Here is a 24527-nt window from a genome sequence, read left to right on the forward strand (position 1 = left end):
GCAACATGAGAAAGCACCTAAGTAAACGGGGAAAGCGATCATTTCAGAATTTTTTACTTACATTTTCTTTAGTAGTTGTTTTGATTTTAATTATTATATTAAGTTGTAATTCTTATTTTAAAACTAAACATTTTATTGAGAAACAAAGACAAGAATCCATTCAGGTAAAAATGGATCATATATCTAGAGAGCTACAAACAAATTTTGAAGATGGTTATCATAAGATAAATAATTTAAAAACGAATGAATCTGTCATTCAATATTTAAAAGATCTTAGGAACAAACAGATAGATTCGATAGAAAGGTATAATACATTACTAAATTTGCAGAATTATCTCTACTCAGTTAAACAAGATAATCCTTTAATTGATAATATATTAATTGTCACGCAAGATTCTCAGTATAGTTCAAATAAGAAGAAAATAGACTATATTTATAATGGAATGCGAATGAACGAGGATGTAGCAAATAACAACTACTTTGTTTCTATCGGTGAAGCTAATGATAGAATTCAATTTACAAAATATTATAAAGATCATCGAAACGAATCTTACATGATTAATGATCTTAATAAAAAAATGTTTTTTGGTACGAATCTTGAAACATCTGATGGAAGATATTATGGTACAGTTTTAATATTTATTAAGCCTGAATATTTGTCAGATCAAATTTTTTACGCTGATAATATTGCCTTATTTGACGCAAATTATAAGATGTTTTTCAGAGGGAAACAGGTTAATAAAATCATAGCAGACAAATTCGAAGAACATAAACAAAGTGATAACGGATTATTTCTTCAAAATAAAGACGTTGAAGTGTACTCAAGGAGTATTCCTTATTATAATTTTAAACTCATCTATTCAGAGCAAACCCACTTCTATAGAGACCAAATGCAACAAATGTGGAAAATCATTGTCTCCACCCTGATTTTTGCAGTAGTCGTTGCAATGATAAGTTCAAGTATAATATCTCGTCGAATACTTCAACCTCTTTACCAGTTGTTGAATACAGTTCAAAGGTATCAAATAAACAAAAATAGGGTCGATTCCTTTGATATGAATAGAGATAGACGCTTATCATTTAGTTTGCGAGAACGTTTTTTCTTTTACTTTTTAATCTCTATCTTACTGCCGCTTTTATTGTTTTTATGCATTTATTATTGGCAAACTTCGAAAATCGTTTCAAAGGATTTGCAGGAGAGCTTTCATACTGCACATGAAAGATTAGCCCATATCATCAACAATGATATTAATCAACATGAACAAACAATTTCACAGTTATCTCTTAACCCGACTATTCAAAACCAGATAATTAGTAAAAGTACTGAGGAAATTGAACGGGAATTAATGAGAATCACGCAAACAATGGAGCTAAATGACAAAAATATTGGGATTTATAGTCTATCAAACGAATTACTATATTCAACCAATAATAATCAACCTACCCATTTGAATAAGAACTTTTATCAAACACTGAAAGAGTCCAATAGAAGAACACTCTATTTTTTTGAAAAAGATGGTTTTGATAACGTCACGATTATTTTGGGGAGGCCGATTTTTTCTGTTACAGATTTTTCGAAAAAGATTGGTTTTATCACAACAGAAATTGATAATAGTCATTTAGTTCAATCCTATTCAATTATACAGGGGCTTAATTTTGATACGTTTATTTTAGATACTAAAGGGACCATTGTTTCTCATCAAGATGGGAGTAAAATAGGATCAATATATGAAAAGGTAAACAATGATAATTCCCTTTCTTTTTCTACTAAAATAGGAGGAATCGATTGGGTTCTAACCTCAAAATATAATTATTCTGATATTCAGAAGCAAGTTAATCAATTATTTCTTAATGACTTGTATCTGTTGCTTATCATTTTATTATTAATACTTCTATTTTCGTATTGGGTATCCAAACGATTACTGAAACCATTTGGACAATTAAATAGGTTGATTAATTTATTTGATTTAAATGGTTCCCACTATACTGTTTTGGAAAATTTATCGGGAATAGATGAGGTAGATTTGCTGAGTCGTAATTTTAAAAAAATGATGGATAGAATGGACGACTTGATACATGACACAATAGAGTCGAATAAGGAACGGATTCGATTAAAGTATGAGAAAAGAGAATTGCAGATAAATGCATTACAATCACAAATAAATCCACATTTCCTTTATAATACTCTTGATAATTTAATGTATCTTGTTGAGTCTGAGGAAACCGAGAAATCAGTAGATATGATCTACTCTTTAAGCAAATTGTTTCGTTTTATTACGAGCAGAGAGCAGTCTATTATTAGGATTCAGGATGAACTTGCATACACAAAAACCTACGTAACAATTATGTCCTATCGCTTTGATAACTTTCAATGTATATGGAATATTGATAAAAATGTCTTGAACTATAAAACATTGAAACTCATATTACAACCTGTTATTGAAAATTCAATCCAGCATGGAGCAAAGATGACGAAAAAAAATGTTACGATTGAGGTAGGTTGTGAAGTAAAGAATGATACACTAGTGTTTTCAATAAAAGATGATGCCCTCGGAATCGATCAGGATAGATTATTGGAGGTACAAGAACAACTGGAATCTGATTCTATTGATAAAGCGGGAATTTTCAATGTAAATAGTAGAATTAAATTACATTATGGAAGTCAATATGGGTTGAATATTGATAGCAAAAAGGGAGAATGGACAAGGGTTACAATTGTCATTCCTGCTGTGAAATAGTGGAATATCTGTTTAACAAATAGTCTTAATGTAATTCAATATTATTTGTCTACAAACTGACACCCGGAAATAAAATACGGGTGTTTTTTCTTTTTTTAATATGGTAATTAGGCATTCATTTCACGCAATAACTCGAGACATAAGAAAAAGGCATAAGTTTGTGCATTAGTGAGCAAGTCTCAGAGTTTCAATGAATGCCTTTAAATAGTGCAAGGGCTTCCAAAGATTGTGAAACTTTCAGGCTGAAAAATTTATTACTATTTACTTAAATCCTTTATGAAAGAGGATACATCTTGAGTATTAACACATTTATTGGAGGTGAATCTATTGCAAGGAAAACTTTCTACAAAAGCATCTATTCAACTTAAAAGAAAAAATAAATCAAACTGGTTTAATCTTAAATCACAATTAGAAATTCAGTCCATGGTCCTTCCTTCGATTATTTTCTTGATTATTTTTGCTTACATACCTATGTATGGAATTGTGATTGCTTTTAAGGATTATAATCTTTTTCAAGGAATAAGTGGTTCAGAATGGATTGGATTTACCCATTTCAAAGAGTTCTTTAATGATCCTTTATTGGGGGGAGTAATTAGAAACACCCTCGTTATCAATGGGTTGAATTTATTAATTGGTTTTCCTGCACCTATTATTTTTGCCTTGCTGTTAAATGAGGTTACAAATAAAAGGTTTAAAAGTATTGTACAATCTATTTCTTATTTGCCTCACTTCGTGTCATGGGTTATTTTTGGGGGCTTAGTTCTGACTATGCTTTCGCCATCAAACGGTATTATCAACTACCTTCTTCTTCAATTAGGTATTTTAGATGAAGCAATTAACTTTATTGGAAAAGAGAATTATTTTTGGTTCATTCTTGTAGGTAGTGAGATGCTAAAAGGTCTTGGTTGGGGTGCGATTATTTATATCGCAGCAATATCGGGTGTTGACCAAGAACTTTATGAAGCAGCTGTTATTGATGGGGCTGGTAGATTCCAAAAAATTTGGTATATCACAATCCCTAGTATTATGGGAACGGTTGTTATCATGTTCATATTTGCAGTTAGTGCAATGTTGAATACAGGTATAGAGCAAATTCTAGTTTTGCAAAATCCGTTGAATTTATCGGCAAGTGAGACTCTTGATACGTATGTTTATAAAACTGGTTTGCAGCAAATGAGGTATTCATACTCGACTGCAGTAGGTTTGGCTAAATCTGTTATTGCAGTTATTTTGTTGATCATTGCAAATTACTTCTCGAAAAAAATTACTGATAACAGTTTATTCTAGGCAAAGGGGGGAGGATGCTCAATGATCAAAATCAAATCAAGGACAGACCGGATTTTTGATACGTTTGTTGCGGTAGTTATGTTGGTAGTTATGATTGTTACACTTGCTCCATTCTGGTTCTCAATTGTAGGATCTTTTAATGACGGGTTGGATTATTCCCGCGGCGGAGTGTATTTTTGGCCAAGAGAATTTACTTGGTCGAACTATCAAGCTGTTTTTGTGGATACGTCTATTTATCAAGCTTATTTTATTACGATTGCACGTACCCTTTTAGGAACAATTGGATCCGTTTTATTTACAGGTATTACTGCATATGCCATGTCTAGAAAGAATCTGAAGTTTAAAGGGATATACATGGTGATCATGCTCATAACCATGTTCTTTTCTGGAGGTTTAATCCCTACATACCTCTTATACAGAGATCTTCATTTACTAGATACATTTTGGGTATATATCATTCCTACTTTGTTCAGTGTATGGAACATGATCATCATGATGAGTTTTTTCAGGGGAATTCCAGATACACTAATCGAGTCTGCCAAAATAGATGGTGCTGGAGAATACCGGATATTCTTTCAGTTAATTCTACCACTATCGAAGCCAGTGTTAGCTGCAATCGCTTTATTTAATGGTGTTGCACATTGGAATACGTATTTCGATTCTATGATGTTTACGAATTCCCCTAACCTGCAAACCATTCAATTATTCTTGATGAGAGTTGTTACTGATGCTGACTTTGCTCGATCAGTCGGTGGAGCGGCAGCTGCTAATATACCAGAACAAGCGAAAAAAATTAGTCCAGAAACATTAAAATTGGCCATGATGATAGCAACCTCATTACCAATTATTATTGTATATCCATTCTTACAAAAATATTTTGTCAAGGGTGTATTAATAGGCTCTATCAAGGGCTAAAAAAATAAAAGGGGGATTATTATGAAGAAAACAGTATGGTCAATTATTTTAGTATTATTACTTACTGCTGCATTATCAGGATGTAAGTCAGGTTCAAAACCATCGAATGAAGCTAATTCTCAAGATGGAGAAGGAAAGCCAACTGAAGTAGAATGGTTTATTGCTGCTGATTGGTATAATAGAAATTGGGATCCAGTCAATAATGCATTGGATAAGTTAATAACAGAAAATACAGGGTTAACATTTAAAATCACTACTGGTAATGAAGAGAAGCTAAGCGCGATGATTGCTAGTAATCAACTTCCAGATATGATTACAGTAGGAAATTCAGCACCACAAAGAAAAATGCTTGAGAATTCAGGCATGCTTGCACCACTTGATGAATTAATCAAAGAATATGCGCCTTCATATGATGTTCCGCAGTCAATGCAAGACTGGTTTAGAAACGAAGATGGACATTTCTATGGGTTTGTTAATTTCTTTTACCCAGAAGAGAAAATGCAAGAAGGAGATGCATTTTCAACACATACAGCTATGTATGCAAGAGCTGATATCATGGAACAATTAGGAATTAAACAAGAGGATTTCGAAACAAAAGAAGGAACCATTGCTGCTTTAAAAAAGGTGAAAGAAGCAAATCTTGAATATAACGGTTTTAAAGTAATCCCAGCTTATTTTTCTACGAGTGATATTGCACAGTTTTTCGGAGCTGGTAAAGTAGAAGATGAAGAAGGTAATTTAATTAAGCGATCAGAAGCTAATTTAGAAGCAATAAAATTCCTAAATGAGTTATACAGAGAGGGTTTATTGCCAGAGGATAGCGTAACGCTAACTGAAGACCAAATTGGTGAAAAGGTTGCTGCAGGGGCTGTATTTGCTTTTACCGGTGGACGAGTTGCTTCCAAAACACGGGCCCTTCCTGAAGCAGATCCAAATGCAAGTTTCACTCCTATTGGTCCAATTAAGGGAGATCACTTTAATGGTGACTTATACATTTTGCCTAATTCCCTTTCTGGTTGGACAATGACTTCAATTAATGCTAATTCTAAGTATAAAGAAAAAATCGTCAAGGCGTTTGAGTTTTTATCATCAGATGAAATGTCTATTAATGCCAAGTATGGTCCAAAAGGAATTACATGGGATTATGATGAACAAGGAAATGTACAATATCTTCCTGATGTGAAAAAAGAGGTTGACGAAGATTATGAAAAGGCAAAGTTAAAGTATGGAATGGATACCTTCGAGTGGTTCATGACTTGGCTTCCAATTGCAAGAACGATGCCGGAACCAAAGACACCATATGAAAAGTATATTAAAGAAGGATCAGAACACTTCGATTCGTTTAGTTATAACGCTTTGGCCTATGAAGCAACAAGGATTGAGGGTGGAACTCCTGAGTCCAGTATTAAAGTAAAAGTTGATGATTTTACAGGTAAAGCAGTTGCGGAAATGATTTTAGCCAAATCAGGTGCTGATGTGGATAAAAAGTATGAAAAGATGATTAAAGACCAAGAAAAACTTGGCTTTGAGAAGTTATATGAATACCAAAATAAAGAATTCAAAGAAGCCAAAGAACGTCTAGGTGTAAAATACATTTGGCCGGAGTATCAAGATAAAAACTAAAACTTAAACATAAGGCTAGCCATATATGTGGCTAGCCTTTGTTAAAAGTAATATATATTTGAGCTTAATTTTCGAGTGGTAAATGAAATTTGTTTATCCATATGTCCATTGGCAGTTGTTCAGGACAAAAAATCATGAAAGAATATTAAGACTAGGAGTGATGTTATGAATAAGCAGATTAGTATAGAATTGCTTGAAAATGAATATTGGTGGGGAGGGACGGTCTCAGATGGTGTTTCAATGCCATTTGGAGAATAGGAGTTTAATAGAAAGCTGAATCCAGTCAATACTCAAAACCAAGCAAACCCTATTCTTCTTTCTAGTAAGGGAAGATATGTATGGTCTGAACAACCATTTGATTTCGAATTTACAGAAGGAATCTTGAAAATTGATAACTGTTCAGGTGAAATAATCAAAGGTGAGGGCCATCAGGATTTGAGAGAAGTATACGCTGCTGTGCAACAATATTTTCCGCCTGATGGCAATATACCTGAGCCATTAATGTTTACAGCACCTCAATATAATACTTGGATAGAGTTGATGTACGATCAAGAGGAGGAAAAAATTCTTGAATATGCCGAAGCGATTATTAATAACGGTATGCCTCCTGGAATTTTAATGATTGATGATAATTGGCAAGAGGATTATGGCGTATGGCAATTTCATCCGAAGCGATTTAATAATCCGAAAAAAATGGTGGAAAGATTGCATGAGCTTGGCTTCAAGGTAATGTTGTGGACTTGTCCTTTTGTTAGTCCTGATAGTGCCACCTACCGCTATTTAGCTAAAAAAGGCCTCTTAATTAAAAACAAAGAAGGAAGCCCGGCGATTCGTGAATGGTGGAACGGTTACAGTGCTATTCTCGATCTTACAAATCCTGATACAATTGCTTGGTATAAAGAGCAGCTTGACACATTGATGAATGAATACGGAATTGATGGTTTTAAATTTGATGCTGGTGATTCAGTATATTATCGAAATGATGATCAATGTGCAGAATCTATACATGCCAATGAGCATGCAGAATACTTTGCAAGATTAGGTCTCCAATATTCTCTAAATGAATTTCGGGCTTGTTGGAAAATGGCTGGTAAAGCAATCGGGCAAAGATTATGTGATAAAGCACATAGTTGGGACGAAGGTGGTTTAGGATCATTGATTCCAAACGGACTAGCCCAAGGCTTAATGGGCTATGCATTTACATGCCCAGATATGATTGGTGGAGGAGAATATCAAAACTTTCTAGCCAACTCTAAAAACTTGGATCAAGAGTTATTTGTTCGATATGCACAATGTTCTGCATTATTCCCGATGATGCAATTTTCAGCAGCACCTTGGCGTGTATTAGATCAAGAACATTCCCAATACTGCCTTGAAGCTGCCAATCTTCATCATCAATTTGGCGAAGAAATTTTAGCCTTGGCAAATCATGCAGCGGAGACTGGTGAGCCGATTATTCGTCATATGGAATACAGTTTTCCAAATCAAGGATTAACGAATATAAAAGATCAATTTATGCTAGGAAACGATATTTTAGTTGCTCCTGTTGTCAAAAAAGGTATGATAAAACGACTTATTCATTTTCCAGTAGGTTTATGGAAAGGTGATGATGGAAGTGTTGTGGAAGGACCATGTGAAAAAGAGGTTGACGCCCCACTTTCCAGATTGCCTTGGTATCGGAAAATATCATAATTTGACTAGTAGATAATCAGCATAGCGTTAGAAAGTTAGAAGACCTTGAACAGAGAAGTGTTCATTATGGAAGCCAAGGTAGGTTCCAAGGTCTTTTGCTTGAATTGATATATTAACTATTTTTGGCGGTGAATAGCATTGAATTTTAATGAAAATTGGCGTTTTCAAAGAGAACTAGAAGGAAATCTTTCTGAAGCATATCGTCCTGAGTTTGATGATTCCTCATGGAGAGTTATAAACGTACCTCATGATTGGAGTATCGAGTTGGATTTCAATCCTGATTCGCCAGCGACACATGAAGGTGGATTTTTGGATGGGGGAATTGGCTGGTATAGAAAGACCTTTACCGTTCCTGAATCAATGAAAGGAAAACGTATATCCATCGATTTTGATGGTGTATATATGAACAGTACAACGTATTTAAATGGAGAGGTGCTTGGAACTTATCCATTTGGCTACAATGCTTTTTCTTATGATTTGACCGATAAACTTCGGATGGATGAAGAAAATGTCATTGTTGTAAAAGTGGATAATACTCAGCCAAGCAGCCGTTGGTATTCTGGAAGTGGGATTTATCGAAATGTCCATTTAACTGCAAAAAATCCAATTCATGTAGCAAGGTATGGAACTTTCGTTACGACACCTGAATTAGAAACGGCTTATGAAAAAGGTCGAGCAGATATCAACATCAAAACGAAGGTGAAGAATTCTTCAGAGGATGCAGTAGAAATTAAGGTTCAGTCGACGATTTTAAACCAAGATGGGATAGTCGTTTCAACAATCGTGTCCGATTCAAAAGTATGTACAACTGGAGAGACCTTACAGTTTGAAGATAATACTGAAATTGAAAACCCAATACTCTGGGATCTCGAGAACCCATATAGATATAAATTAATTTCTGAAGTATTGGTTGGAGAGAAAATTGTAGATACATATGAAACGCCTTTTGGTGTCCGTTACTTTGAATTTGATGCAAACGAAGGGTTTTCATTAAATGGGCGCTATATGAAATTGCATGGTGTTTGTATGCATCACGATCTCGGTGCGCTTGGTGCAGCTACGAATAAACGTGCGGTTGAAAGACAAATGCAAATCATGAGGGACATGGGTGCTAATGCCATTCGGGTAACACACAATCCTGCATCACCTGAACTTCTTGAAATATGCAATGGGTTAGGTCTATTAGTGATTGAAGAAGCCTTTGACTGTTGGGCTTTATCGAAAAAAACATATGATTATGGACGCTTTTTTAACGAATGGGCTGAACATGACATTAAAGAAATGGTTGATCGTGGGAAAAACGAACCTTGTATCATCATGTGGTCAATTGGAAACGAAATCTATGATACGACAAGCGAAAATGGAGTTGTCATCGCTAAAAATTTAGTGAGTTGGGTAAAAGAAATTGATACAACGCGTCCTACAACAATTGGGGAAGATAAGACACGTGGAGACAAGGTCAATGTTACAGACATTAATCCTCATATAGAAGAAATTTTTAATACTGTGGATATCATTGGTTTTAATTATAGTGAGAATAACTATGCCGGCTATCATGAGCACAACCCTAACTGGAAATTGTACGGGGCCGAAACGTCTTCTGCAACTCGCTCACGCGGAGTGTATTCACATCCATACGATTATAACTTGAACACACATTATGACGACTTACAGCAATCCTCCTATGATAATGATTATGTAGCCTGGGGGAGAACAGCTGAAGATGCTTGGAGATATGATCGTGATTTAAAACATATTGCTGGTCAATTTATTTGGACTGGCTTTGATTATATTGGAGAACCGACACCTTACTACAATACGTATCCGGCAAAAAGTTCCTACTTTGGAGCAGTGGATACAGCAGGTTTTCCGAAGGATGTTTTCTATTATTATCAAAGCCAATGGAAAAAAGAACCGATGGTACATTTGCTTCCGCATTGGAACTGGAACGAAGGCGAAACGGTGCGCGTACTAGCCTATACAAATGCGGATAAAGTTGAATTATTTTTAAATGGAGAGTCTTTAGGCGAGAGTTGCTATGAGTTGAAAAAGACTTCATGGGGATCTTCCTATAAAGAAACAGCCGAAGGAAAAACGTATTTAGAGTGGGCTGTACCTTTTAAAGCAGGCAAATTAGAGGCAGTAGCAAAAGACTGTAATGGTGAAGTGGTTGCTCGAGATCAAGTGGTAACAGCTGGTGAACCTGCGGCCGTAAGATTAACAGCCGATCGACGTGTGATTAAGGCTGATGGTACTGATTTAGCTTTTATTACGGTTGACGTTGTAGACTCTGAAGGAAACTTTGTGCCTTCAGCTGATAACCTTGTTCAGTTCGAAATATCGGGGGACGGTGTCCTTGCAGGTGTGGACAATGGTGATGCAGCTAGTGTTGAGAGATTCAAAGATAACAAGAGAAAAGCTTTTAGTGGTAAAGCATTGGCAATCCTTCAGTCTGCGAAAAATTCAGGAGAGATTACATTTAGTGTTTATTCTGAAGGGCTTGAGAGTGATTCAGTTCGAGTATTTACTGCATCACCTGCCGAAGAGGAAACACGCTCGATAGTTGGTGTTGACTTGATTGGTGAACCTTCAAATACTGAATTGCCAACGGAAGCTACTATTTTTTATGGCGATGGAACGGTGGCAACTAGAAGCGTTGATTGGAATTACACTTCTTCTGTTGTAAAGGGAATCATAGTAGATATCGCTGAAATTCACGTCACATTTGAAAATGGTAATAGCAAAATTGAGTATAATCTTGTTGGTAGAGACAAAAATCCAACACTCGTATCAGCAGAATTGATAATAGAAAATAAATCTATTGTTGAAGACGATATGATTGATCTGAAAATAAAAGGCAAGCTTGATAATGGAGATGGCTTCGATGTAAAAGATGCTCAGGTGCAGTACCATTTTGACAACGATAAAATCAAGTTTGTTGGAAATAAGTTATACGCCCTTTCTGAAGGGGAAGTCAAAATTTCTGCAACGTTATTATTTAAAGGTGTTACCGTTAGAACAGCGGAAATTAAGATTATGATTGAAGAGAATCCGACTGAAAAATTCATTCAGAAACTAGAGTCAGTGACTGTTATTGTAGATCAAGGTGAGAAACCGCATTTACCAAAAACAATTGTTGCTCATTATAACAGGGGACTTCCAAGGGATGTTGAAGTTGATTGGGAAGAGGTTGATCCAGCTTCTTGTCAGAAGTTAGGGATATTTACTGTACATGGAAAGGTAAATAATACGGATATTCAAGCTGTAGCAAATGTGAATGTGAGAGGGCTTGTTGCTATTGAACATGTGACCATGGCTGTCTTGAAGAATCAGCTGCCTGAGATGCCTGAAACAGTGACTGTCTATTTCAGTGATGGAACCGAGAAACAGACGAATGTGATTTGGGAGGAAGCCCCACAGGAGAACGTTCATGCTGTTGGAGAATTTAAGATTTTAGGTACGGTCAGTGGAACCGAGTTAAAAGCATCGGCAACCATTCGAGTGACTGAAAAAATTGGGGGACAACACAATATCGGCAGGGCTAAGAACGGTTATGATTATCCAAAAGCGGAAGCGTCTTTTACGAATCCAGAATCATCAGACCGTGTTGAAGCCATTCACGATGATGTTATTTCCTATGAATCAGAACCTCACAATCGTTGGACAAATTGGCAGCAAGAATCACGATCCAGTGACTGGGTCTCAATTACGTTTGGGGATTTCGAGCCGGAAGAATTTTTTGTGGACAACGTCGAAATCCATTGGTTTGAAGATGAAAAAAATTCCTATCCGGCTGCATTCACAGTCCAATATAAGTCATGTGGTGAGTGGAAAGATGTATCCAATTTTGTAAGTGAACTTCCGGAACCAGCTTTGCGTCAATCAAATGTGTATACTTTTGATTTAGTTAAAACTTCGGCAATTCGCGTTAACATGGTAGCTAAACCTGTAAAGGGCATAGCCATAACCGAGATGAAAGTTTTCTCCAAGTGGGCAGCTGCATTTAGTGAACCTAAGGTATCGGACATTATATTGAATGAGGAAAGCATTTTAGAGCGCTTCAATAAAGTCGGAGATACATTTGAATTAACAGTCGAAGTTGATAGAAATGAAGTACCTGCCGTTTCTGCTATAGGTCAAGATAACACAGGTGTTACAGTCGTACCAACTGTAACAGCGCCTGGAACGACTAAGGTAATTGCTCGATCAGAGGATGGAAAGAGAAGAGTAGTTTATAATATCCATTTTATTGTGAAAGAGTAAAATTATATTAGCATGACGCTAGGAGAATCAATCCCCTTTAGAGCGGGTTCAATTGCCGTTTAAGTAGGTTCAATTCCCGTTGGGTCGGGTCTAATTCCCTCAAGATGACTCTATTCCCGTTCAGTCGGGTTAAATTCTCGTTCAGCAGTTACTCTAGCATTTAGCAGGTTTTTGAAATAGTGAAAAAGGGCTATTCCGAAGTCAATGTGACAATGGAATGCCCTTTTTATATTTTATGTGAACAGGCTACATACTTATTTCTAACTCTTTATATAAATCTACCAATCCACATCTTTAATTACATCCCTTTACAACTGTTCTATTATTTCTTGTATGAATCCATCCCTTTAACGTAAAAAATTTCATTATATCAAAAAGCTGAATATATAACGTTTTTAAGAATATTTTCATATATACAGTGGAGACTTCCTTTTTCAAAAATGAGGAATAAAAAATAGGCTTCTAAAGTCCTTTGCTGTAGTATTTTCGATTTAGATAGCTGAAAATTAGTTGGTTCTATATAACTATTTTAACTAAAAGTCATTGACTTAGTAAAAAAGATTTCTATAATTGGGATTTAATACAAGTAATCTAATAGAAATACTCTTTTATCAAGAGCAGGCGGAGGGACAAGCCCGATGAAGCCCGGCAACCGGCTAACTATTTTGGTTAGTCAAGGTGCTAAATCTTGCAGCAGTAGCTGAGAGATAAGAGGGGAGTCGGTCACTTTGTTTGTGATGCTATGCCTCTTTCTCTTTGAAAGAGGTTTTTTATTTTTATTCTTGTAAATCTCATTGAAGGAGTGGAGTACATGAAAAAAGTTTTATTGTCGGTGTTGCTAATTGTCGCACTCATTGGGACATCCCTGCCAACGGGTGTATTGGCAGTCGGGACGAAGGAGACCATCTCATCTGAGAGAAAGCAAAGTCTTTTCAACTCAGAACATTATGATTATGTTGTATTTGATGATCTTCGAAAGCAGCTCCAAGATTTTGACAAGAGGAGTAAAAGAGTAAGTCTTGAGGTGACTGGAGCATCCTCAACTGGAAAGGATCTGTATACAGTTACGATTACGAATCAATCAAAGAATGACTCGTATCAGTCTTTGCGAAAATTGATGAGTGACGATCCTGATAAAGCACAGAAATGGTTATCTAAAAATCCGGATGTGAAGCCACCTATTCTAATACACGCATCTATACATGGAACTGAATTTGTGGGAACAGATGCTGCACTAAGATTAATTGAGCGTTTTGGTTTTGAAAATGATTCGGAGACACTGGAAATTCTTAATAACTTCACGTTAATTATCAATGTAAATGCTAATCCAGATGGTCGCATTGAAGCCACTCGTTTTAATGGCGAGGGAATTGATCTTAACCGTGATTTTATTACCCAGTCTCAACCTGAAACACAAGCTGTAGTTAAGCAAATTACAGAGCTGAATCCATTAGTGCTTTTAGATCTTCATGGTTATGTGAAACAAAGAGGCATCGAAAAACACCCAGGGCTGATCCTGCCTGGTACACCGCCGCACAATCCAAATTATGAATATGATCTTTTGTATAATTGGATGAATCAGCAGGCAGAAGCAATGGAAGCGGAACTGGTAAGTCAAAGAGATTCCTATAAAACTGAGTTATATAAAACGATGGAAGGGACACATATTCCATTAAGAGATTCAAGTCAAGGTTGGGATGTGTATCCGCCAATCTATACTCCTGCCTATGCGATGCTTCACGGGGCATACGGTTATACTCTTGAAGCTCCAACCAATGATTTAGATGGTGTTAAGTGGCATGTGGATGCAGTATTAGGTGCTCTTAAATTTGCAGTTGATTATAAACAAGACATGCTGGAAGATCAGATAGAAGTATATCAGAGAGGTGTTAATAATCATCATCCAAATTATGAAGAAGAAAAGTATCCCGAAGCATATATATTACCTCTAAAGAAAGAAGACCCAACCGTTACTGAAAAAGCTGTTCAGCATTTGCTTGCAAATGATGTTGAAGTAATGCAAGCAAAAGAAGCATTCAAGTCGGATGGTATTCGTTACGAAAAAGGTACGTACTTAATTTCAGGCAGACAGGCGAAAGCGTCTGTTGCGAACGTACTGCTTTGGGATGGCGAAGATATTACCGAGGATATCGGCGCCATGTATGACATATCTTCCTGGGGTCTTCCTGAACTATGGGGATTTGAAGTAATTGAAACAAATTTAAAACCAAACGTAAAAAGCGACAAGGTTAACGAGATTAGATCAAAAGGATCGCTTAATGGCAATGGACCTTATAAAATTCCAAACACTTCTATAAATGCTGTTTCTCTCGTGAATCAGTTACTTCAAATAGACATTCCGGTGCTGAGGGATGAGGAAGGGAACTATTACGTAGAAAAGAAAACATCTGACCTTGTTAAAGCTGCAAAAGCTTCTGGTCTTGATCTTGTTACAACTTCAATTCCAAAACAATCAAAAACCGTAACTAAAAAGAAAGTTGCTATTTTAAAAGATGGGGGACTCGGGAAGGTACAGTCACATTCAGGTACGAAACTTGCCCTTGAACGTCTCGGTTTTTCAATAACCGAATTACATCCAAGAGAAGTAGCGAACATTGGCTTATCGGGATATGATACCTTCATTTACAGTGGATCAGCTAATCTAGTATCCTTCAATAATAGTACAGCGAATAAAGAGTTTGGACTAGCAAACGAAGAAGAGTACAATAAATTTAAGCAGAATGTATATGAGTTTATTGAGCAAAATGGACAATATATCGCGATAGGATCTGGTGCATCAAGAGTTGCAAGGTCTCTAGGACTAACCGCTGTGGATGTGAATACTGGATCTTCAAGTTCTAATGGTATCGTGCGGATTGATTACAAAGGTAAAGGGATAACAGCTGGTTATGGACAAGATGATATCGGATTTGTATATGGACCGGTTTGGTACTCCAATACGGAAGAAACCGAAGTCTTTGCCACTTTTGATCAAGAAGAAAATTTCTTTCTCTCTGGACATTGGAAAAACAGAGAATCTGCAAGAGGTCAAGCAGTCATCGTTACTGAGAAAGAAGCTCCCGTAACATTAATCGGATTAGAAGCAGGCTTTAGAAATCACACAGACTACTTATTTAGATTACTTTCCAACGCTATTTTTAGTGAATAGTTCGTAAACGGAGGAATCGGCGTTTAATCTCATTAGTTGAATAAGAATGAAACAAGCGAGTTGCCATTGTTTAGCGGCAGCTCGCTTGTATTTTTATTTCCTAAGTTAAGTATAACACACAAATAAATAAATTTTCAGACTGTTTTTATAAAAAGTTGACCATTAAAATTAGAGCATATGTTAAAAAATGGATGGATAGATTACTGAGGGGGATTTTATGGAAACTAAAAAGGCTCAGACATTAGCTTTATTTGCACTTGCTTGGCCAATATTAATTGAAATCCTGATGTTGAGGTTAATGGGAATTGCTGATACTTTCATGTTAAGTCATTATTCGGATAATGCCGTTGCGGCGGTTGGCTTTTCCGATCAAATCCTCGCGATGACAATTATGCTGTGTAGTATGGTGACGATTGGTACGACGATACTAGTATCCCGTTATGTAGGGGCAAAAGACGAATTTAGTGTATCAGAAATTACTCGTGTGTCCATTTCGCTTAATTTTTTGTTTGGTTTATTACTAGGTCTGGTTTTAGTCCTATTTGCTTCAGATATATTACGAATAATGGGGCTGCCTGCTGAACTGATGAAAGATGCGACTATCTATATAGTTATTATCGGTGGCTTCACCTTCATCCAATCTTTAATGCTAACAGTGTCAGCGGTCATTAAAGGACACGGACTTACAAAGCAAGTCATGTATGTCATGACGGGAGCTAACATCCTCAATATAATTGGAAACTATTTATTTATTTTTGGTCCTTTCGGTATTCCGGTGCTCGGTGTAAAAGGGGTAGCAATTGCGACCGTTGCAAGTCGTTTCATCGGAACAATCGTCCTTTTTGTTATCTTAAAAAAATGGATTGGAGAGTCCATTCCTTTAAGTAAACTATTCCGTTTTCCTAAACTTCACGTGAAAAATCTCCTTAAAATCGGAATTCCTTCATCTGTTGACTCGATCGCATGGAACTTACAAATGGTCGTCATCACTGTTTTTATTGCCATAATTGGAACTACGGCATTAACGACGAATGTATATACAACTAATTTAAGGGCCTTCATCACGATGTTTGCAGGGGCTCTTGGGCAAGGAACGTTAATTCTCATTTCCCGTAAAATTGGTGCTAGAAAAATGGATGCTGCATACGCGCAAAGTATGCACATTTATAAAATAGCTGCTTTAGTAGTATTCTGTGTAGCTGGGATATTTTTCATGTTTTCCAAACCTCTTCTTAAAATCTTTACCAACAGCCCAGACATTGTTATGCTCGGATCTTCTATCCTTCTATTAACATTATTACTGGAGCCAGGTCGCGCGTTTAATCTCGTATTTAATAACTCACTTAAAGCGGCTGGAGATGTAAATTATCCCGTTTTAATAGCTATTTTGGGAATGTGGTTCATTAGTGTTCCTATTGCTTATATACTCGGCATTCATTTTGGAATGGGGTTAATTGGAGTTTGGATAGGTTTTGTTGTAGACGAATGGGTGAGGGGAATTATTTTAATGAGACGATGGAAATCAAGAATATGGGAACAAAAGACAGCAGAATTAGAAGCAGCGAAGTCTTGATTTATTTAATAGGAAGGCGGTGTTGCTGCAACACCGCCTATTTTAAAAAAGCTCTTTCTCTCAGACTGACTTGGAAATACCTGTCATACAAAGCTAGCAACGCAAGATGCAAGAGTTTGTCTACAGTCTTGGTGGTGTTACTATAACAACGCTTAATACGTTGTAAAATATAATAACTTCTGCACTAAATAAACTATTCTTTGCATAGTAGTAAGCGGATTTTGATATTTTTCAAGGTCCAACGTAAACTCACCGTCTTTGTTGTTCCATTGTCGGCTAAAATACTCGTCCATCTCTTTAGCAAGGCGAGAATCAGTTTTCGCTTCAATCTTAATATCCGTTTCCAAATTATAGTCATCCATATTTCGCTGTGTAAAATTTGTGGAGCCCCCAATGATCGTAACATTATCTGGTTTTTTAATATAAAGCAACTTAGGGTGATATTGCTCTTGTCCTGTGTTATACCAGCGAATCTGGATCTTTCCTTTCGACTTTTCATTCAACTCCTGAGCGACTGGTCGATTCGGTAGTCCAGATTTTTTAGAGCCAAACGCATTTTCATTTGGGTCAAAAATTAAATTGATTTTAACTCCGCGTTCACTTGCCGCCAGCAATTCTTCTATTACATCTCGTTCTGCTAGATAAAACATAGCCATCCAAATTTGATCATCTTTTTTTGTTTCTTTAAGTGATTGAATCACCTTGTTTGCTACTTTTCCTTCAGTTAACAGCTGTACAGCTATATCACCAGCCTCACTCTTTCCTTTATATTTAGGCAAGACATACCCTCCTGCTAAATTAGCTGCAGCTTGCTCTGACTTTAACATATCTTCTATGATTGGGCCTTCTAACTCAAATCCAATATTCGAGTGATAAGCACTTGCATCATGGGGATTGCCAGACAAAATAAGTGCCTTCTTATCTGTGGCAACCGTTTTTCGATGATTGGCTTTGACATTAAGTAATTTAAGATAAGAGCGAAGTGTCATATCCGGAGCTTTGTCGGCCATCACGTTAGGAAGAGTTCCTTTACCTTCTTGACCAAACCATTGGAAAAACATTCGCCATATCGCGGAATATAAAGGATTTGAATCTCTGAGTGGATCAACATCTGTTAGCAAAACCTTAATGCCATGTTCCTCTAGCTTTTCAAACTCTTCATTTTTATGAGAACCGTACGATGTATTAATTTCATCCGTGATTAACACTATTTCAATATTAGGATTGCTCTTCTTTTTTTCTATCAGAGTTTTCGTTAATGTGGAACTTAGTTGAGGAAAATGTAATCCACGATTGTAATAATCATTGAATAAGAAGAAGTCCAGGACAATAAACTTTTCAGCGTCTTTAATCGCTTGAAAAACAGCTTCAAAAATCTCTTGTTCATGTTTTGTTTCTGTACCTTTTTTATATGTTAAATCATATAAAAACTGCACTTGATTCTCTTGTAAATAGTGAACGTCTCCTTCGTAAGAGACTCCTTTTGGCAAAGGCTTATTCTCATGATAGTAGATGGTTCCTATATAAAAGCTTAAGAATAATAGAAGACATGCTATTAAAGTTCCTTTTTTATATCTTTTTGGCATCTTGCTTCCCCTCTCTAGTATTCGTCTTATTCCCGAATAATCATTTTGAAAAACAATGAAGGGGCTTATATTGTTTTAATTGTTATAGATTGTTAATATGTTAATTTGGATAGAAGTGATAAGAGAGGTTTAATTTATGTCTAGATTTTTATCTTCCTTTTTAATATTTGTTTTGATTTTTACTATCGCAGGATGCTCTCAAAGTACAAATAATAGGGTTCAAGTTTCGTTAACAAAGCCAATTGATGGCGATACCATTGCCGTTATGTATAATGGCAGTGAGCAAAAGGTGAGATTTCTGTTAGTAGATAGTCCAGAAACAGCCCATCCGCGTCTAGGTGAACAGCCTTTTGGACAAGAAGCTAAAGATTTCACTAGTAGGTTAGTAGAAAAGGGAAAAAAGATAGAGTTAGAGTTCGATATTGGTCCGAATCAAGATAAATATGGACGATTGTTAGCCTACGTGTATGTGGATGGAAAAATGATTCAAGAGGAATTGTTGAAGAAAGGCCTAGCAAGAGTAGCATACATATACCCACCAAACACACGTTATGTTGATCAATTTGATGCCATCCAAAAGAAGGCTCAAAAAGATGGGGTAGGGATTTGGGAAATTGAGAACTATGCACAAGAGGATGGATTTCATCCGGAAACAATGGATTCCATTTCCAAAGAAAGTGAATCGAAGGACTGCTTAATCAAAGGAAATATTGGCCGTGAAAAAATTTATCATACTCCAGAATCCCAGTGGTATGAAAAAACAAAGGCGGAAGTGATGTTTTGTACGGAAGATGAAGCGGTGAAGGCTGGGTTTCGCCCTCCTAAGCAGTAGGCTTAATAGCCTTGTGGTTTAGTTGTAGGTAAAGGTACTAAACCACAAGGACTGTTATTTAAATAGTGTAAAAGGTTTACTTGAGATTAGATTTGAAAGGTTATATCTGTATTGTTAAAATTTACCTTGGTCAATCAGAATGGGAAGAAGAACACGATTGCGAAAAATGGGATGAATACTACTGAAAATGCAGACCGTAAAAAGACTCCACCTGAGGAGAATCCGTCTACCACTCCTCTATGGACTCTACCGTGGCAATCCCTGATTTCAACGCGTCTTCCTCTATGTCTCATGATTGGATGCATTTTATCACTCCTTTCCATTCCGGAGTAAATGAAAGGACAGAATATAGTCTGCCTTGTGATTTCATATTAGTAACTCACAAAAGAAACTCCTACGATAATTAATAAAATGAACAAGACAACGATTAATACAAATGAGGTGCCTCCTCCTGAGTACCCTGAGCCATAACCACCATAACCACCGTATCCCCAAGACATACAGCATTCACCTCCGTTAAAATAGTATGGGTACGAATTAACAACCACCAAAATTATTTAGTAAGTGTTGTGAACGAAAGCAGTTCCTACAATGATGAGCAAAATAAACAAAACAACTATCAAAGCGAATGAATTACCCATGAAAAAAACACCTCCATTGAAAGAATTTGGGAGAATATAAATACAATCCCTTAAAATACAGTATGTAAATTTGAATAATTGTGATGGACAAACGAGCAAAATGAGAGGAAAATCGTCACTTGTCTAATAGAATTAACTAAAATTAGTATAATAGTGGAATAAAAGTGTTTGTATATAAGGTATTATCATCTATTCCTAAGTGTAATTCTGGTATTGCTACTACAAATGTATAAAATTACGATTCAGTAGCCGGAAAAAGCAAAATCACCTACTGGTTTTCTATTTAATACAGTCATAATTATCTATTAAATGTCCAAGTTTGATTAGGAAAAAGTGGATAGACTTATGGAGAGTTTAAGGGAGACCATAAAAGGTATTCTGGTGAAAGTAATTATTTTCTGTTGTGAATTTGGATAAATATCGACCTAAGTTGGCTTTGCGAAACAATATTTGCATTGTCACATTTTTATAGAGACTACTAAAAAGGTTGCTGTAGACCCACTCGACTTCTATTTGTTAGCATGGTACCAAATAAAAAATATAGAGGTACTTATGAATTCGGCAAAAGTAGCATTTCTTTCAGTTATCAGCAATTCAGTTATTGTTATTTTAAAAGTAATAGTAGGAGTACTTACGGGTTCAGTAGCAGTATTATCAGAGGCTATTCATTCGTCATTAGATTTGGTGGCCTCACTGATCGCTTTTTTCTCCGTAAGAATTTCAAACAAACCTGCTGACAAAAGCCACCGATATGGGCATGGCAAAGTAGAAAATCTTTCTGGAACAATCGAGACTTTGTTGATATTTATAGCAGGGATATGGATCATTTACGAATGTGTTCATAAACTCATCAATCCTGAACCATTAAAATTACCATTCTTAGGAATTCTAGTTATGCTTTTTGGTGCTTTAGTAAATTTCATCGTTTCAAAAACAATTAGTAAAACGGCAGAAAAAACAAAATCAATGGCAATGAAATCTAATGCTCTCCACTTAATGACAGATGTTTTCACTTCACTTGGTGTGGCAATCAGTTTATTACTTGTAAGTATTACTGGATGGCACTTTTTAGATCCTATCATAGGGATTGCATTAGCTATATATATTATTTTTGAGGCAAATAAATTAATGAAGGAATCCTTTCCGCCATTATTAGATGCAAGTTTATCGCTTGAAGAAGAAGAATTGATAGTAAAAATTATTCGCACTTATAAAAATGAGTTTATCGAATTCCATGATTTTCGTACAAGACGCTCTGGACCTAGTGAATGGATTGATTTTCACCTTGTAGTTCCATCAGGCTATAGCATTGAAAAAGCTCATGAGTTATGTGATAAGATTGAACAAGATATCGTTCTTGAATTTCCTGATGCGCAAGTATTAATACATACAGAGCCAGAAAACGAACGTCTAATAAATATTAAAAAAGAAGACTAACCGAAATATATAAACTTTTGAAAAGAAACCGGGAGTAACAGACTAAATGGGGGATACCCATATGTGGAAATGGATAATATCCGGATTATTGAGTTCTTCCCTATTGCTTCAAGGATGTGTTTTAAATGATATGCGAGGTTCAAAGGAAGAGGAAAAGGAGGAACAAGTCGTGAGAGAAGAGAAAAGTGAACAGCTGTTACATGCAACAGAAGGTAAAAAGACTGGTAGAGTTAGAAAACTGCTTAAGGAAGGCGTTAATATTAATATTCAGGACTCACAAGGACGAACTCCTATCATGATTGCAGTGTATAACAATGACTTAGAGACATCAAAAGTTCTCATTGAGGCTGGCGCGGATGTTAATATTCAAGACAACATGAAAAATAATCCTTTTTTATATGCTGGTGCAGAGGGATATATTGACATTCTTAAACTTACAATTGACGCTGGTGCAGACCCATCCATTACCAATCGGTATGGGGGAACAGCATTAATTCCAGCGTCTGAACACGGTTATATAGATGTAATCATGGAACTTCTTACTCGGTCAGATATAGACGTTAACCATGTTAATAATTTGGGGTGGACAGCGTTATTAGAAGCAATTATTTTAAATAACGGAAACGAAAAACAACAACAAACAGTTAAAATACTTATAGAGCACGGTGCTGACGTGAACATACCTGACAGTAATAATGTGACTCCTTTGCAGCATGCCCGAGATAAAGGTTTCAAGGCGATTGAGGAAATTCTGTTACAGGCAGGAGCAAAATAAAATAATCCTGTAATTAGAGATAATAGGTTCCTAATTAAACACTGTAAATATACCAAATATAGAGTAATTGGTGTAATGGAATGAATTGTCGATCTGTTAAATAATTCGTGAAAGGATAAACATTTGATGAATTCTACTTTTTGGATAAAGAATGCTCAGTTAGAAAGCGGGTTCCAGGTTGAAAATGATATTGTTACTGGAACAGAGACTAAAGTTTGCCATCTATTTATTAAGGATGGGGAAATAAATAAGATTGTTTCGGCTAAAGATGATATCGATGATAATTTACCATTTTTGGATGCCAAACAGTTGTTATTACTCCCATCCTTCGTTGAAAAACATTGTCATTTAGACAAAACATTACTTGGTGATAAGTGGAGAGGAGTAACCCCTGTTCGAAATATCTTTGAACGGTTTGATATTGAAAAAAAGGTACTTCCTGCTTTGAAAACAACGACAACGGAGCGTGCAGAAAAACTTTTGGGTATTTCACTTAAAGCAGGAGCTACTCATATTCGTACTCATGTAGATATTTATCCGGAGGTTGGTTTGCAAAATTTAGAAAGTGTACAGAATGCGTTAAACACTTTTGATCAGATGCTATCCTATGAAATAGTTGCTTTTCCACAACACGGATTATTGCGTACTAACGCCAAAGAAGCAGTAAAGGAAGCAATTCGCCAAGGTGCAACTTTGGTTGGTGGAGTTGATCCTGGTACAGTTGACGGGGATATAGAAGCTTCTTTACAGGAAATGGTTGAAATTGCTGTTGAAGGAAATGTAGGTATAGACTTACATTTACATGATTCGAATTCCCTTGGTATTTTTACAATGAAGAGACTTGTCCAACTTACAATAGAAGCTGGTCTACAAGGAAAGGTGTCTATTAGTCATGCTTTTGCACTTGGCGATATTCCGCCTAATCAAGCAATTGAAATGGCAGAATTGTTGCGTGATGCTGGTATAACTATCATAACGAGTGTCCCTTTAACAAGAAAATTTCCACCTGTCGGATTATTGCATGACAAAGGAGTATCCGTTGCGGTAGGGTGTGATAATATTTTTGATGTATGGTCTCCTTTTGGCAACGGTGATATTTTAGAGCGAGCAAGCCGTTTAGCAGAGATTTCAGGATGGGTAGATGAGAAATCATTAGCTAAAACCTTAAGATTCATAACAGGAGGGAAGTCTCCGCTCAATGATGAAGGAAAGCAAGTTTGGCCTCAGATAGGCGACGAAGCAAGTATGGTCTTTGTACAGGCATCAAGTTCTGCTGAAACAATTGCTAGGAGGGCAGAAAGAGTAGCCACAATGTTTAAAGGGAAAATAGTTTCCGGTTCACTTGAAAATACAAATTAATTTTTTATCTCTTCAAAAAAACACACGTTTCCACGTGTGTTTCAGACTGTAGACAAACTCGACGAAAGTCGGGTTTGCCTACAGTCTATTTTTTTATAAAATTATAGATATACCAATACCTGAGGTGATAAAAATGCTGACTAAGAATAATTCATTCCAACGGGATCAAATTGAAATGATCGCTCTTGACCAACTTGTACCAGCGAACCATCTGGTTCGCAAGATAGAGGCTGCGATTGATTTTTCATTTATTTATCCACTTGTGGAAGATATGTATTCAGAAGTCGGCCGCCCAAGTATTGACCCGGTCGTTTTGATTAAAATGACATTTATCCAATACCTATTTGGCATCCGTTCAATGCGCAAAACCATTGAGGAGATCGAAACAAATATGGCCTACCGTTGGTTCCTGGGCTTTGGTTTCTATGATAAGGTCCCTCACTTCTCGACATTCGGGAAGAATTATGAGCGACGCTTCAAAGACAGTGAACTCTTTGAACAGATTTTTTATAAAATCCTGAAAGAAGCTGCCACAAAAGAATTGATCAGTGCGGAGCACGTATTCGTTGATTCCACTCATGTAAAGGCAAGCGCGAACAAAAGGAAGTTTGCCAAGAAGGTTGTACGGAAAGAGACG

Annotated in this window: 16 protein-coding genes, 1 pseudogene and 1 riboswitch; of the genes and pseudogenes, 13 read left to right on the forward strand and 4 right to left on the reverse strand. The window is 36.3% G+C overall.

All coding sequences use genetic code 11. The features are described 5' to 3' along the window. Positions 1–5 precede the first annotated feature (5 nt). The 8 genes from MT489_RS20465 (at position 6) to MT489_RS20500 (ending at position 17260) form a co-directional block, all read left to right on the forward strand. Positions 6–2738, forward strand: coding sequence for a sensor histidine kinase (locus MT489_RS20465; protein WP_244683413.1), 2733 nt, complete (start codon positions 6–8; stop codon positions 2736–2738). Between the two features lie 318 nt (positions 2739–3056). Next, on the forward strand, positions 3057–4025 hold the full coding sequence (locus MT489_RS20470) for an ABC transporter permease (protein ID WP_244683431.1): 969 nt from the start codon (positions 3057–3059) through the stop codon (positions 4023–4025). Positions 4026–4046: 21 nt separating this feature from the next. After that, on the forward strand, positions 4047–4940 hold the full coding sequence (locus MT489_RS20475) for a carbohydrate ABC transporter permease (RefSeq protein ID WP_244683414.1): 894 nt from the start codon (positions 4047–4049) through the stop codon (positions 4938–4940). Between the two features lie 21 nt (positions 4941–4961). Further along, the gene (locus tag MT489_RS20480; protein ID WP_244683415.1) at positions 4962–6563 is read left to right on the forward strand and encodes a type 2 periplasmic-binding domain-containing protein; all 1602 of its coding nucleotides are present in this window, start codon (positions 4962–4964) and stop codon (positions 6561–6563) included. 381 nt (positions 6564–6944) lie between these two features. After that, complete coding sequence (locus MT489_RS20485; RefSeq protein ID WP_244683416.1) at positions 6945–8255, forward strand: glycoside hydrolase family 31 protein; 1311 nt, start codon at positions 6945–6947, stop codon at positions 8253–8255. A gap of 138 nt (positions 8256–8393) precedes the next feature. After that, positions 8394–12518 (forward strand): Ig-like domain-containing protein, encoded by a 4125-nt coding sequence (locus MT489_RS20490; RefSeq protein WP_244683417.1) that lies wholly within the window; start codon positions 8394–8396, stop codon positions 12516–12518. Between the two features lie 605 nt (positions 12519–13123). After that, a riboswitch (SAM riboswitch) is annotated at positions 13124–13232 on the forward strand. Between the two features lie 97 nt (positions 13233–13329). Then, positions 13330–15687: a M14 family zinc carboxypeptidase gene (locus tag MT489_RS20495; protein WP_244683418.1), complete on the forward strand. Its 2358-nt coding sequence runs from the start codon at positions 13330–13332 to the stop codon at positions 15685–15687. Between the two features lie 217 nt (positions 15688–15904). Then, positions 15905–17260 (forward strand): MATE family efflux transporter, encoded by a 1356-nt coding sequence (locus MT489_RS20500; protein ID WP_244683419.1) that lies wholly within the window; start codon positions 15905–15907, stop codon positions 17258–17260. Positions 17261–17412: 152 nt separating this feature from the next. Here the strand turns inward: MT489_RS20500 and MT489_RS20505 are convergent, their stop codons facing one another. Continuing rightward, on the reverse strand, positions 17413–18846 hold the full coding sequence (locus MT489_RS20505) for a phospholipase D family protein (protein ID WP_244683420.1): 1434 nt from the start codon (positions 18844–18846) through the stop codon (positions 17413–17415). 136 nt (positions 18847–18982) lie between these two features. On the opposite strand from MT489_RS20505, the gene MT489_RS20510 reads away from it, so the two are divergent. Next, positions 18983–19678, forward strand: a complete 696-nt coding sequence (locus MT489_RS20510) for a thermonuclease family protein (protein WP_244683421.1) — start codon at positions 18983–18985, stop codon at positions 19676–19678. A 134-nt stretch (positions 19679–19812) separates the two neighbouring features. Here the strand turns inward: MT489_RS20510 and MT489_RS20515 are convergent, their stop codons facing one another. The 3 genes and pseudogenes from MT489_RS20515 to MT489_RS20525 form a co-directional block, all read right to left on the reverse strand. Further along, positions 19813–19983 carry a hypothetical protein gene (locus tag MT489_RS20515; protein WP_244683422.1) on the reverse strand — a complete coding sequence of 57 codons (171 nt, stop codon included), beginning with the start codon at positions 19981–19983 and terminating at the stop codon, positions 19813–19815. Between the two features lie 66 nt (positions 19984–20049). Then, positions 20050–20124, reverse strand: a pseudogene (locus MT489_RS22500) (YjcZ family sporulation protein); the annotation flags it as partial. A 111-nt stretch (positions 20125–20235) separates the two neighbouring features. Next, the gene (locus tag MT489_RS20525) at positions 20236–20319 is read right to left on the reverse strand and encodes a YjcZ family sporulation protein (protein WP_244683432.1); all 84 of its coding nucleotides are present in this window, start codon (positions 20317–20319) and stop codon (positions 20236–20238) included. Between the two features lie 552 nt (positions 20320–20871). On the opposite strand from MT489_RS20525, the gene MT489_RS20530 reads away from it, so the two are divergent. The 4 genes from MT489_RS20530 to MT489_RS20545 form a co-directional block, all read left to right on the forward strand. Next, a complete protein-coding gene (locus MT489_RS20530) occupies positions 20872–21756 on the forward strand; it encodes a cation diffusion facilitator family transporter (protein WP_244683424.1) in 885 nt (294 codons plus the stop codon). Positions 21757–21817: 61 nt separating this feature from the next. Continuing rightward, positions 21818–22531, forward strand: coding sequence for an ankyrin repeat domain-containing protein (locus tag MT489_RS20535; RefSeq protein ID WP_244683425.1), 714 nt, complete (start codon positions 21818–21820; stop codon positions 22529–22531). A gap of 126 nt (positions 22532–22657) precedes the next feature. Beyond that, complete coding sequence (locus MT489_RS20540; RefSeq protein ID WP_244683426.1) at positions 22658–23890, forward strand: amidohydrolase; 1233 nt, start codon at positions 22658–22660, stop codon at positions 23888–23890. A 133-nt stretch (positions 23891–24023) separates the two neighbouring features. Further along, positions 24024–24527 (forward strand): transposase (locus tag MT489_RS20545; RefSeq protein WP_244683427.1); only part of this gene is annotated, 504 nt, incomplete at its 3' end.

Source organism: Lederbergia wuyishanensis (genome assembly GCF_022900255.1).
GTDB lineage: Bacteria > Bacillota > Bacilli > Bacillales > Bacillaceae_C > Lederbergia > Lederbergia wuyishanensis.

Excerpts from the sequence above, each read along its gene's own strand:
- MT489_RS20505 (WP_244683420.1), bottom strand. The coding sequence starts at position 18,846 with ATGCCAAAAAGATATAAAAAAGGAACTTTAATAGCATGTCTTCTATTA.
- MT489_RS20525 (WP_244683432.1), bottom strand. The coding sequence starts at position 20,319 with ATGGGTAATTCATTCGCTTTGATAGTTGTTTTGTTTATTTTGCTCATC.
- MT489_RS20530 (WP_244683424.1), top strand. The coding sequence starts at position 20,872 with ATGAATTCGGCAAAAGTAGCATTTCTTTCAGTTATCAGCAATTCAGTT.
- MT489_RS20540 (WP_244683426.1), top strand. The coding sequence starts at position 22,658 with ATGAATTCTACTTTTTGGATAAAGAATGCTCAGTTAGAAAGCGGGTTC.
- MT489_RS20515 (WP_244683422.1), bottom strand. The coding sequence starts at position 19,983 with ATGCATCCAATCATGAGACATAGAGGAAGACGCGTTGAAATCAGGGAT.
- MT489_RS20465 (WP_244683413.1), top strand. The coding sequence starts at position 6 with ATGAGAAAGCACCTAAGTAAACGGGGAAAGCGATCATTTCAGAATTTT.
- MT489_RS20480 (WP_244683415.1), top strand. The coding sequence starts at position 4,962 with ATGAAGAAAACAGTATGGTCAATTATTTTAGTATTATTACTTACTGCT.
- MT489_RS20500 (WP_244683419.1), top strand. The coding sequence starts at position 15,905 with ATGGAAACTAAAAAGGCTCAGACATTAGCTTTATTTGCACTTGCTTGG.
- MT489_RS20495 (WP_244683418.1), top strand. The coding sequence starts at position 13,330 with ATGAAAAAAGTTTTATTGTCGGTGTTGCTAATTGTCGCACTCATTGGG.
- MT489_RS20510 (WP_244683421.1), top strand. The coding sequence starts at position 18,983 with ATGTCTAGATTTTTATCTTCCTTTTTAATATTTGTTTTGATTTTTACT.
- MT489_RS20475 (WP_244683414.1), top strand. The coding sequence starts at position 4,047 with ATGATCAAAATCAAATCAAGGACAGACCGGATTTTTGATACGTTTGTT.
- MT489_RS20535 (WP_244683425.1), top strand. The coding sequence starts at position 21,818 with ATGTGGAAATGGATAATATCCGGATTATTGAGTTCTTCCCTATTGCTT.